Annotated in this window: 8 protein-coding genes; 6 read left to right on the forward strand and 2 right to left on the reverse strand. The window is 45.9% G+C overall.

The window, feature by feature from the left end; all coding sequences use genetic code 11:
• The first annotated feature begins 51 nt into the window (after window positions 1–51).
• Window positions 52–1,599 (forward strand): amidase, encoded by a 1,548-nt coding sequence (locus C3B73_RS05120; RefSeq protein ID WP_103664550.1) that lies wholly within the window; start codon window positions 52–54, stop codon window positions 1,597–1,599.
• Window positions 1,600–1,676: 77 nt separating this feature from the next.
• Here C3B73_RS05120 and fsa read toward each other — a convergent pair whose 3' ends face one another.
• On the reverse strand, window positions 1,677–2,333 hold the full coding sequence (fsa, locus tag C3B73_RS05125) for a fructose-6-phosphate aldolase (RefSeq protein WP_103664551.1): 657 nt from the start codon (window positions 2,331–2,333) through the stop codon (window positions 1,677–1,679).
• Window positions 2,334–2,536: 203 nt separating this feature from the next.
• Between fsa and C3B73_RS05130 the strand changes: the two genes are divergently transcribed.
• The 5 genes from C3B73_RS05130 to C3B73_RS05150 all read left to right on the forward strand — a co-directional run bounded on the left by C3B73_RS05130 (window position 2,537) and on the right by C3B73_RS05150 (window position 12,100).
• A complete protein-coding gene (locus C3B73_RS05130; protein ID WP_103664562.1) occupies window positions 2,537–3,901 on the forward strand; it encodes an efflux RND transporter periplasmic adaptor subunit in 1,365 nt (454 codons plus the stop codon).
• A gap of 9 nt (window positions 3,902–3,910) precedes the next feature.
• A complete protein-coding gene (locus tag C3B73_RS05135) occupies window positions 3,911–7,039 on the forward strand; it encodes an efflux RND transporter permease subunit (protein ID WP_103664552.1) in 3,129 nt (1,042 codons plus the stop codon).
• Window positions 7,036–10,227, forward strand: a complete 3,192-nt coding sequence (locus C3B73_RS05140; RefSeq protein WP_103664553.1) for an efflux RND transporter permease subunit — start codon at window positions 7,036–7,038, stop codon at window positions 10,225–10,227. Before C3B73_RS05135 ends, C3B73_RS05140 begins: the two co-directional genes overlap by 4 nt.
• 104 nt (window positions 10,228–10,331) lie before the next feature.
• Entirely contained in the window at window positions 10,332–10,640 is a 309-nt protein-coding gene (locus C3B73_RS05145) for a YtxH domain-containing protein (protein WP_103664554.1), read from the forward strand.
• A 170-nt stretch (window positions 10,641–10,810) separates the two neighbouring features.
• Window positions 10,811–12,100, forward strand: a complete 1,290-nt coding sequence (locus C3B73_RS05150) for an aminotransferase class V-fold PLP-dependent enzyme (RefSeq protein ID WP_103664555.1) — start codon at window positions 10,811–10,813, stop codon at window positions 12,098–12,100.
• 48 nt (window positions 12,101–12,148) lie between these two features.
• On the opposite strand, the gene C3B73_RS05155 is transcribed toward C3B73_RS05150, so the two are convergent.
• The gene (locus C3B73_RS05155; RefSeq protein ID WP_103663920.1) at window positions 12,149–12,820 is read right to left on the reverse strand and encodes an IS1595 family transposase; all 672 of its coding nucleotides are present in this window, start codon (window positions 12,818–12,820) and stop codon (window positions 12,149–12,151) included.
• Window positions 12,821–12,872: the final 52 nt, after the last annotated feature.

Raw genomic sequence — 12,872 nt, forward strand, 5'->3', positions numbered from 1 at the left:
CCCCTCTACATTGTATATTCCGCTTCTAATCACGGAATAAATTTTTATGCAATGAAAAAACTACTGCCTTTATTTGTACTGCCACTCTTATTTCTTGCCTGTCAGACTTCCTCTAAATTTGATGAACTTGGGCTTGAAGAGATCACGATCTCTGATCTCCGGGAAGGATATGAGAATGGAACCTTTTCTGTTGAAGATGTAACCGCTGCTTATCTGGAACGCATCACTGAAAAAGACCAAAGCGGACCAACGTTGAACTCCATGCTTTACATCAATCCAAAAGCTTTGGAGGTCGCAAGAGAAATGGATACCGAACTACAGGAAGGCACGACCCGCGGTCCGTTACATGGGATCCCGGTTGTACTGAAGGACAACATCAATACCGATGATATGCCAACTACGGCAGGAGCCAATGTTTTAGACGGTTCCATACCTGATGAGGATGCCTTCATCACCAAAAAGCTTCGGGATGCGGGAGCCATTATTCTTGGGAAAGCCAATTTGAGTGAATGGGCTAATTTTCACAGCAGTTTCTCTTCCAGTGGATGGAGTGCCCTGGGCGGTCAGGTTCACAACCCCTACGACCTGACACGAAATCCATGCGGCTCGAGTGCCGGTTCGGGTGCAGCCGCATCAGCTAACATGGCCGTGTTTGCGATCGGCACAGAAACCAACGGTTCCATAACCTGCCCTTCATCTGCTAACGGATTGGTTGGGATCAAACCTACCGTAGGTCTTTTAAGCCGGTCAGGAATCATCCCAATTTCTTACACACAAGACACAGCCGGCCCTATGGCTCGTACCGTCACTGATGCAGCCATCGCTCTTGGAGCTATGGTTGGGGTCGACCCGACTGATGACAAAACCCAACTGAGTGAGGGAAATTCTCATACCGATTACACCCAATTTCTGAATGAAAACGGATTAGAAGGAAAACGTATCGGACTTTGGACAGGCTCATTGGGAGGGCATTTCAGGGTAGATACCCTTATGCATGAAACGGTTCGTTTACTCCAAGAACAAGGTGCCGAGATCGTGGAGATCGAACAAATTTCTGAACAGAATGCCGGTGGTGATTCTTACAACATTATGCTGTTTGAGTTCAAGGACGGATTGAACAAATACTTCGAATCTTTAGGCGAAGATGCTCCCGTCAAAAATATGGAGGAGCTGGTTGAAGCTACCCTGAATGATCCTGAAGAAATGAAATATTTCGACCATGACATTCTCATTCAGGCCAGTAAAAAAGGAAGTCTGGAATCAGAGGAATATCAGGAAGCCTTGGAACGTATGCTCAGAATAACCCGTGAAGAAGGCATTGATCGGGTGATGGATGAATTTGACCTGGATGCCATTATCGGCCCGACCGGTGGTCCGGCCTGGAAAACGGATCTCACCAATGGCGATAACTTTGCGGTATCCTCAAGCTCCCCGGCAGCCCGTGCCGGGTATCCAAACATAACGGTGCCTATGGGTTTCATTGATGAATTACCTGTTGGCATCTCGTTCTTTGGCCGGGCCTGGAGTGAACCCCTCCTTATTGAAATGGCCTATTCTTTTGAACAGGCTACAAATGTGAGGAAAGCTCCAAAATTTTGATCTCCTGAAAATATTCCTGAAATAAAAAAGGGCTCTCATTTGAGGGCCCTTTTTGTTTAATAAATATGTTCCGAAAGTTATTTCAGGCTTTCCTGAAGATCTTCCCAATCCTTTAGAAACCGTTCCAATCCAATATCGGTCAATGGATGCTTCAACAAGCTCTTGATCACATTCAATGGCATGGTTGCCACATCGGCTCCTTCTTTGGCACATTCAAGCAGGTGCATTGGGTGGCGAATACTGGCGGCAAGTACTTCTGTTTCGTATCCGTAATTGTCATAAATAGTTACAATATCCCGGATCAACTGCATGCCTTCTGTTGATATATCATCCAGCCTGCCCAGGAATGGAGAAATGTAGGTGGCCCCGGCTTTTGCGGCGATCAATGCCTGAGTAGGGGAAAAGCAAAGCGTGCAGTTTGTTTTGATACCCTCGTCAGAGAATGTTTTGATGGCTTTTATCCCATCTTTGATCAAAGGCACCTTAACAACCACATTATCAGCGATGGCCGCGATCTTGCGCCCTTCTTCAACCATTTCTTCGTATGAGGTGGAAACAACTTCAGCTGAAACATCACCATCAACAATATCACATATCTTGGCAATGTGTCCTTCAAAGTCTTTGACCCCAATTTTAGCACACAAGCTGGGGTTCGTGGTTACACCATCAAGAACACCGAGATCGTTGGCTTCTTTGATTTCATCTAGATCAGCGGTATCAATAAAAAATTTCATCAGCGGGAGAAAGTTTAATTAAGAATTAGCATCAAATATAAAGATAAGTATTTCATTCCTCTCATTCATTGTGAATCAAAGAGTTCATCAAGTTATCTGCTTTCTTTTTTTTACAAAATAACACCTTATAAAACCAAACTTTCTCAAGAACTTTGGTGTATAACATACAATACTTGAAAACACTAAAAACAGACACAGATCAAGTGAAAAAACAATTTATTTTATTCGCCTTACTGAGCGTAACTCTAATCAGTTGTGGTAGTGATAACTCAGAAGGTAACGGGATGCCGGGTTTTGGAGCCTTTGGCGGGCCGGGGCAGCGCACAACAAGTGTAGAAACCAGTGATATTCAAATTGGTAATATTGCTGAACAGGTTCGCTCTTATGGCAATGTAAAGGCACAAAATGTCGTGTCTGTGCTCCCGCAGGTTAGTAACCGTATCACCAACCTCTACGTGGATCTTGGAGATACCGTAAGACAAGGACAAACCCTTGCCAAGATATATGATGTCACGTTCAGGGATCAATTAGCACAAGCTCGCTCTCAGTTAGAACAAAGCAGGATCGCTGTAAAAAGAGACAGTGCCGAATATGTTCGTCAGCAAACCCTAATGGAGCGTGACCTGACAAGCGAATCAGAACTTGAGATCGCGGAAGCTGCTTATCAGAGTTCACTCTCACAATTTGAAGCCGCACGTGCTTCTCTGACTCAGGCTCAGGAGAATTTCAATAATACCGAAGTGAAGTCTCCGGTAAATGGGGTTGTGGTATCCAGAGCACTGGAAGAAGGTGATCTTGCCAGCACCGGTACCGAACTATTTCAGATCGCCAGCACCAACGGCTATGAATCACGCATCTACCTGCCTGTGCAGGATTGGCGTGCCGTAGAGATCGGACAGGAGGTAAATCTCAGGGTTTCAAATGAAAGTGATATCAGTGCCCGGGGCGTGGTATCCAGAAAAAGCCCTCAGTTAGACGCCACTACAGGATTGGGTGAAGTGGTTATCACTCTCACCTCTACCGGCAATTCTATTTACCCGGGTGTATTGGTTGAAAACGTGATCAATATTACGACTAAAAATGAGGTTATGATCGTGCCAAGAAGTGCCTTAGTGGAACAGGTTGAAACGGTCATCAACCCGGAAACAAATACCATCGACCTTGAAAGAACCTATTCGGTATTCGTTTCCAAAGGTGACAGTGTTGCTGAACGCCGGCCTCTTGAGTTAGGAATTGAACAAGGGGAAAGAATTGAGGTCTTGTCCGGTTTACTACCAAGTGACAAGATCATTGTTACCGGTCAGAGTGGACTTGAAGACGGATCACGAATTTCTGTTGCTACCGGTGAACGCTTTCGAACACCTGAAGAGCGACAAATAAGCACCGAAGGTGACGCACCTAACGGAAATAATGCCATGGGTGGCCAAAACCCACTGGCTAATATGAGTGAGGAAGAACGAGCCGATGCCAGAGAAAAGATGCAGGGCATGTCGCAAGAAGAGCGCAGAGCCTTTTTGCGTGAGCTCAGACAGGATCAATCAGTGAACTCCGATTCAACCTCAAACTAAAAGGAAACAATGGGATCTTTATCCAAACTGGCGGTAGACCGTCCGATAACTTTTTTAATGGGGACCCTCATCCTGTTGGGCTTTGGCCTGTTCGGGCTGCAAAACCTGAGGCTGAATCTCTATCCTGATGTATCCTTCCCAACTATCACTGTATATACCAGTTATGAGGGTGTAGCACCTGAAGATATTGAGACATTGGTCACCCGGCCTATTGAGGAATCGGTTGGCAGTATAAGTGGTATCAGACGAGTCCGTTCGCTTTCGAGCCAGGGAGCATCGGTTGTTAAATTGAATTTTGAATGGGGAACCGATCTGTATGAAGCAGAAAATGATGTTCGTAAAGAACTCGGGTTCGTAGAGCGCTCCATCCCTGATGATGCCGAAACCCCCCTTGTTTTTTCCTACGACCCCAATCAGGAACCGATTGTTGTACTTACCCTGACCTCGAATGCCCGGAGTGCACGCGAACTGCGTACGTACTCTAAACAGGTTCTGGAACAACGCATTGAACGCATTAACGGGATCGCCTCAGCAGAAACCTCGGGTGGACTTGAACGGCAGATCAATGTTCGCATCGACAACGAAAAGATGCGGCTCTATAACATCAGCATTGCTGATATCGCTCAAAAATTACAACAGGAAAATATTCAGGTTCCGGCCGGTCAGCTTACGGAGGGTAATATCAATTACTCACTTCGAACTCTGGGGGAATTCAAGAATGTAGATCAGATCCGAAACACTATTATCACGGTCAGAGAAGGGCAACCCCTCTTACTTAAGGATGTAGCCGATGTAGTGGATGGCATCGAACAACCGATCGGTAATGTGCGTGTCAACGGTGAAAATGGGATCGTCCTTAATGTGTACCGGCAAAGTGATGCCAATGTGGTAACCGCTGCCAATGCCGTGGTTGGCGGGCTGGATCAGATCCGCACCACTCTGCCCGGTGATATTGAAGTGAGTGTACTCACCAACAAAGCTGATTTTATTGAACAGTCGATCAGTAACCTGCTATGGACAGGGGTTCAGGCCATCTTTCTGGTAGTATTGATCCTGCTCGTTTTCCTGAGAAGCGGGCGTTCTGCAACCATCATTGCCATTTCCATACCTGTATCCATCATTACCACATTCATGGTTATGGATATTGCCGACCTGAGTTTGAATATCATATCACTTTCCGGCTTGACCCTTGCGGTTGGACTTGTTGTGGATAATGCCGTGGTGGTTCTCGAAAACATATTCCGTTTCCGTGAACAGGGAGCCAACCGGGACGAAGCCTCTGTGAGCGGGGCTAAGGAAGTCGCTGTTCCTATCATTGTATCGACATTGACTACCCTCGTGGTTTTCCTGCCCATTCTGTTTGTACCGGGCATCGCCGGGTTTTTATTCAGAGATCTGGCGCTAACTATTTCATTTTCACTGATCGTTTCTACCCTTGTGGCTTTGACACTCATTCCACTTATGGCTTCTCAATTCTACAAAGAGAAGACTCAAAACATCAGTGCGAAAAACAAGATCGCCAACTACTTTGGTGATCTCCTTGAAAAGCTTGAAACCACATACAATGATCAGTTACAAAAAGTGATCGGTAAAAGCGGGTTAGTGGTAACTGCAGCAGTCATACTTTTTGCGGCCTCCGTTCCCCTTTTCTATGTGATCGGTGGTGAGTTTTTCCCCCGAGTGGATGAAAATGCCTTTGTTCTGGAAATTCAGCGTGAACCGGGAGTCAACTTATTCGAACTGGAACGATCTATGGGGCAGGTGGAGTCAATTGTCCGGCAAGAAGTACCTGAAGCCAGGCTGATCGTATCAGATTATGGCGATAAAGAAGGGATAGAGGGAGCCGATGATCCCGGAGGGTTTACAGGAACTGTACGTATTGAACTGGTTTCACAAAATGAACGTGAACGCACACAGGCTGAGATCACAAGTAATTTAATGCAAGAACTTCAGGTCGTACCCGGAGTGGAAATACAGGAAGTGATCATAGATCCCCTCAGTCCGGATGGTGAAAATGGCTTGATCGTTCAGATATTTGGATACGATCCCGAGATCAAAAAAGAATTAGCTGAGGGTGTAAAGGAACGACTTCTCGAGATAGATGGCATCAACAATGTATTCAGTTCTGCGGATCAGGGGCGGCCTGAGTTGAGGCTGGTCATGGACCGCGAGCGAATTTCACGTGTAGGCATGACCACCAATCAGGTAGCCAGTGCTGTTAGTAATGCCGTTAAGGGCAACGTAGCGACTTCTTTTGTAGATCAGGGTATTGAATTTGAAGTGGTGGTGGAACTGGATCCAAAAGACAAATCTCAATCCGTCGATCTTGCCAACATTCAAATTCAAACTCCCGGTGGAGAATGGATGCCACTTAAGAACCTTGCACGAGTAGAGAGGTTTACAGGCCCAACTAATGTGCTTAGAATTGATCAGGAACGCGTGGCCGAAGTTACGGCAGAGCTTGCAGGTATAGACCTTGCAACGGCTTCAGAACGAGCCCGGGCTACCTTAGATCAGGTCAACTGGCCGGACGAATACCGCTATGAGATATCCGGAACGGCAGAGGAACAGGCGGAATCTTTCAGCTACCTGATGTTTGCATTCATGATCGCCGGTATTTTAACATACATGGTGATGGCTTCACAGTTTGAAAGTCTAGTCGAGCCTTTCATCATTATCCTGACCATTCCACTCGCCCTCACCGGTGTCTTGGTTATGCTTTGGATCACCGGCACCTCCATCAGTGTCACCTCTATGGTAGGTTTGATCCTGCTCACCGGTATTGTGGTAAACAATGGTATTGTAATGATCGACTACATCAAGATCTTGCAGGCACGGGGAATGAAGCGTGAAAAAGCCATTGTTGATGGAGCTACACGTCGTTTACGACCGATTCTTATGACCGCCTTCACTACCATCCTTTCCATGGTGCCCCTGGCACTTGAACTTGGTTCAGGTTCTGAAACCTGGAGTCCCATGGCACGAACTGTGATCGGTGGCTTGACCATGAGTACCCTGCTTATGTTATTTGTGGTACCGTGTTTTTACAACATCATCAATGGGTTGGTTGAACGCCTTGGTTTTGATGCGGTTCACAAAGAAGACCCACTTGCTAAAACCCAAGAGGCCCTCGCATGAAAAAATTCTCAGTAGCCGGCAGTATTTTAAAACGACCGATCACGGTGATCATGATGACCCTGATCGTTATTGGGTTTGGAGTATTTTCTCTCACCAACCTAAAGGTGACCCTATACCCATCCTTTAATATTCCGGTACTCGCCGTATCAGCCGGTTATAAAAACGTCGCACCTGAAGATATCAACCGGATCATTGTAAATCCTATAGAGGGTGCCTTATCTGCCATTGAAGGCATTGAAACCCTCGAAGCCCGTGTAAGTCGTGGCAGTGCCTTTATCATCCTTCGCCTGCGTGACGGTTCCGATATTCGAAAAACTGAATTGAAGGTCCGGAAAGCTCTTGATCAGATCAGGGGCGATCTTCCGCAACAGGCTCAGGAACCGGTCATTTTTCAATTCGATCCGGAAAACCGGCCGATCATGCGCCTCAGTATTGATGCAGAGAACCGTGGCCTTGATGAACTTCGAAATATTGGTCTGGAACTCGTTGAAACTCGATTAGAGCGAATCGAGGGACTGGCTTCGGCAGAAACACAGGGTGGGCTTGAGCGAAGAATTTATGTAGATGTCTCCCCCATGTCGCTGGCTCAGTATAATCTTGTTCCACAGGATATAGAAGGGGCACTGAGATCAAACAATGTTCAGCTTCCTATCGGAAATGTGATCTCAGATAAGATCAATTACAGTATCCGTGCTGAATCGACTTACGAAACCGTGGAACAGATCAGGAATACGATCATCAGAATGTCTGAAAATGGTATCCCGATCCGTGTGAGTGATGTGGCTGATGTTTCTGACGGTTTCACTGATATAACCTCTCTGGTTAAAGTTAATGGCAAGAACAGTGTATCGGTTGAAATTCAAAAGAACTCTGATGCCAACACCCTTGACGTGGTGAACGAAGTTAAAGCCCTTGTTCCGGAGATCAATGAGATCCTGCCGCCCGGAGTAACCCTGCGAGTACTGTCTGATGAAGGAAAGACCATTGAGGATTCCATCAATAACCTGTCTCAATCAGCACTTGGAGCACTTGTGGTAGTAATTCTTGTGATCCTGATCTTTATGGGTGGATGGAGAATTTCGCTGGTGGTGGCTTCCACTATTCCGGTTTCCATTGCCGCTACCTTTGCCGCTATGTATGCCGCAGACCTCACCCTGAATATTTTAACGATATCGGCTCTTGCGCTGGCGATCGGTTTGCTGGTTGATAACTCGATCGTGGTAACCGAGAGTATTGCAAGAAAGCTTGAGGAAGGTCTTTCAAGGTTTGAGGCAGCCCTGAAAGGAACCAACGAAGTGATCGGCGCCCTGCTCGGTTCAACCTTAACCACTCTTGGGGTGTTTGTACCTATCATCCTGATATCAGGAACACAGGGAGCCTTTTTCAGAGAGTTTGCCTACGCCATCTGTTTCGCCATTGGTTTTTCTTTTTTGTCTTCCATTATTTTGGTTCCGGTCATTTCCCTGCTTGCCCTGGATGCCAAACAGTTTAATACCAAGAATTTTGCCTTCAGAGGCATTGCCAAACTTGAACGGTTATATACGGCAGCCCTGGGTTGGCTATTCCAACATAAATGGATCCCTCTCACGGCCATGTTGCTTATCGCAGCAGGTACATTCCTCCTTTACACCAATATCCAGAAGTCCGGATTCCCTGAGGCTGATTCCGGTCAGATCGATGTCAATATAAGCTTGCCGGAAGGAAGTCAACTCATCAGAACGGCCGATGTACTCGATGAATTCAGCCGACGCGTGGATGAAATGCCGGAAGTTGAGACCATTATCTCGAACATTGGTCGCAGCCGGTGGAGTGCCAACAGCAACCGTGGTGAGATCAGCTTGACCCTGGTTCCTGAAACCGAGCGTGAAATAAGCAGTACAGATTTTGCAGCCAAACTGCGGCAGGAACTAACCTCTCCCGGAGTAGATGTTCGGGTTCGTGTTGAAGGCGGAGGTTTGCGTTTCGGACGTGGATGGGATTCAGGCGGCAACTCCATTCGCCTAAGCCTTATCGGAGCCGAGATCGAGCAATTATTAGCTATCTCGCAAAAGATCGAAGCCAATCTCATGAGCGATCCAAAAGTGATCGACGTAGATAACGGGCGAACGGACCCAACCCCTGAACTTCACTTTATAGCAGACCGGGAGCGTTTGGCACGTCTTGGCACAAATCTCAATACTGTAGCCAGTGCCTTAAGAACACAGACGCTTGGTAATCAGGCCGGTTATTTTATAAACGATGGGCGTGAGATCCCTATTGAAGTTCGAACTCAGAGAGAAGCACTTACAAGTCGAGAAGAATTGTTTGATCTGGAAGTCTTTCAATTTGAAGATCAACGCATACCGGTTTCAGCTGTGGGTGAGTTCATTCCGGTTCGTGGCGTAGATTCGTTTCAGCGCAGAGACCGGGAAACAGTACTTGATGTGAACATTCAGGTTCAGGGAAATGCACTGGAATATGAAGGGGTGATCCGCGAATTTATAGAATCAGAGATCGTTCTGCCTGATGGATATCGATATGAATTTACCGGAGGGACTGCAGAAACGCAGCAAGGGCAAGCTGAATTTGGCTTTGCACTGCTTGCAGCCCTCGTACTCATGTTCATGATCATGGCCTCCCTGTTTGAGAACTTCAGGGATCCATTTGTGATCTGGCTGTGTATTCCGCTTGCCATGTTCGGTGCACTCGCCTATCTATTTATGATCGGCGATCCACTGAGTACCACAGCCAATATTGGAATGTTTATGTTGGTGGGAATTATCGTGAACAATGGTATTGTACTGGTGGATTACATGCACCTTTATACCAAAGGCATGGATTATGATATGCTGAACCGAAGATCCGTAAGCTGGAAAAACTTATTCATACCTGTTTTCTTCTGGAAAGAGAAACCAACTGTGAAAGACTCTAAACTGTTAAAGGAGATCCTTGAAGCCTGCCGTCGACGAATGCGGCCAATTTTGTTAACCGCCATTACCACGATCTGTTCTATGATCCCACTTTCTTTAGAGATCGGCTCCGGAGCTGAAACCTGGTCACCATTAGCGAAGGCTGTGATCGGTGGATTGATGTTCGGTTCACTTCTGACGCTTTTTATCACCCCTGTGTTGTCTGTTTCGTTGAGCATGACGATCGAATGGTTCAAAGAATTATTCAAAGGGAGAAAAACTGAGACCGTGAATTCTTGATCGGGTCATATGCCGGTGAAAATCCTCCAAATACCTATTGCACATATGGAAATTGGAACTTGTTCTGCCTATACTTGTTTTAAATAATAAAAAGGAGAAAAATTATGAGTAGATCATCAGATTTTATTTCAGGAATAGTATCAGGAGCATTGGTAGGAGCTGTTTTTGCGCTCCTTTACGCACCCGATTCGGGAAAAAATACACGGGATCGATTGTCCTACAAACTCAGTGAATATTACGACGAGCTGAACGACCTTATCGATCAGCTAAAAGAAGAAAAAGAGATCCTTGTATCAGAAGCCAAAGAAAAAGGCGACAAGGTAGTTCTTGATGCCAAGGAAAAGGCTGAAGGCCTTATTGCCGAAGCTGAGCAACTTCTGGAATCTATTGAAACGGCCAAAAAGAAAGCCTGATACGTTAGATCACACCAAATTTCTAAAGAGTCCCTTTCACAATTGTGTCAGGGACTTTTTTTATGTCCATTACCCAAACTGCAAAACTTTGTAGGCCAAGGCCTTTAGCCCTTGCATTTTTCACTGTCATTGGGTAATTCCCGATACTCTCTAATCAACCTATCGGGAACATGGAATCACGAAAACAATTTCTGAAAAAACTCGGAGCCGGAGCGGCCGCATTTGGAGCAAGTACCTTCTTTAGTCCGATCAAAGCCCATGAGATCACTCAAGATCTCAAAGGATTCACAGGCTCGGCGACCGATATCGCTAAAAATGAAGACTACTGGGCACGCGTTCAACAGGCTTTTACGGTTGACCGAAGCCTCATCAACCTGAACAACGGAGGCGTGAGTCCCTCACCCGATTTTGTGCAGGCAGCCATGAAAAAGCATCTCGATTTTTCCAATCAGGCACCCGTGTACAACATGTGGCGGATCCTTGAACCTCGTAGGGAGGGCGTTCGCCAACGTCTCGCCAGAAATTTCGGGGTTGATACAGAAGAAATTGCCTTGACAAGAAATGCCTCAGAAAGCCTTCAGATCTGTCAGTTAGGATTTGACCTGAATCCCGGTGATGAAGTTCTGACAACCGATCAGGATTACCCACGCATGATCAATACGTTCAAACAAAGGGAACGGCGTGATGGTATCAAACTCAATCAGATCAGTATTCCGGTTCCGGCTGAAAATGATGAGGAGATCGTGCATCGCTTTGAGCAAGCGATCACCCCTAAAACAAAGCTCATCCTGATGTGCCATATCATCAATCTGACCGGACAGATCCTTCCTGTAAAGAAAGTGGTTCAAATGGCCCGCAAAAAAAGTATCCCTGTTATAGTAGATGGGGCCCATGCCTATGCCCATTTTGATTTCAAACATGAAGACCTCGATTGTGATTTTTATACCAGCAGTCTTCACAAATGGTTGTTTGCTCCGCATGGTACCGGCCTTTTATATGTGAGAAAGAATAAGATCAAAGATCTTTGGCCACTGATGGCTGCGGCTGAATCTCAGGATGATGATATCCGAAAATTTGAGGAGATCGGCACGCATCCCGCAGCCAATTATCTGGCGATCGGTGAAGCCCTGACGTTCCATGAGGGAATCGGTTCAAAACGAAAAGAAGCCCGCCTCAAATATCTGAATGATCTTTGGATCGATGAGATCGTGGATGGAGACAAAGTGGTACTACACACCAGCCGAAATCCAAAGTACGCCTGTGGTATCGCCACGGTTGAGATCAAGGGAGTAGAACCCGGAAAATTGAACGGAGCGTTGTGGAATGAACACCGTATCATCACGACACCGATCGTTCATGATCAGTTCAAAGGAATTCGGGTTACTCCTAATGTTTATACCACCCGGGAAGAAATTGCCCGCTTTACTGCAGCCATGAAACAACAAATCAACAAAGTTTGAACGAATATTTTTAAAGGATTTAGAGAAGGGTCTTATGAAGTTTAGAGCTCAAAGAGGTTCTTCTCTAAGCTTCTTCAGTAAGATCTTGTATAAGTTTTGATTTCGATGATTAAAGCGATATTCAGTTTCTTTTAAATACACATAAAAATGAGATTTCGATACCCCATTAAATTGAGCCAACCGGCGTTTGGCATAACTCCAAAAAGATTCAATGCCATTAATGTGACTCGAGGAATTGGCGAATTCATCCTGGCCATGTTGAACACGATAATGTTTGTCATAGCCCACATCCACTAGGCCATTATAGCCTCGCCAACCATCACTGTGAATCACACTGGCCGGGGCCACTTTTCCACGTATAATACACTGGAGTGTCTTTTTTCTTGCATCAGGGACAATTTCGGTATAGACTTTGCCCTTACGTTTGAAAATGCCAAAGACAATGGTTTTACCCGAAGCTCCTCGTCCTCGTTTACCAGGAATTCGTCGTGGACCAAAATAAGACTCGTCAACCTCAATGATGCCTTGGATCCGAGCCGATTGCTCAGACCATCGAGCGATGTGATGGCGCAGTTTGTCAAAGATCACGGTAACCGATCGCAATGAAATGCCGGTTAACTCAGCCGTTTCCGTTGCGGTTAAATCTAACGAAAAACACTTGATCAGATGCCGAAATTTAGCTTCTGAAATATGTGACCGTTTATAATACTTGTTATTCATTGTATAGCAATATGTTACAAGATTTTATAACATGCTATACTTCATAAGACCC

Source organism: Gracilimonas amylolytica, assembly GCF_002911695.1.
Lineage (GTDB): Bacteria > Bacteroidota > Rhodothermia > Balneolales > Balneolaceae > Gracilimonas > Gracilimonas amylolytica.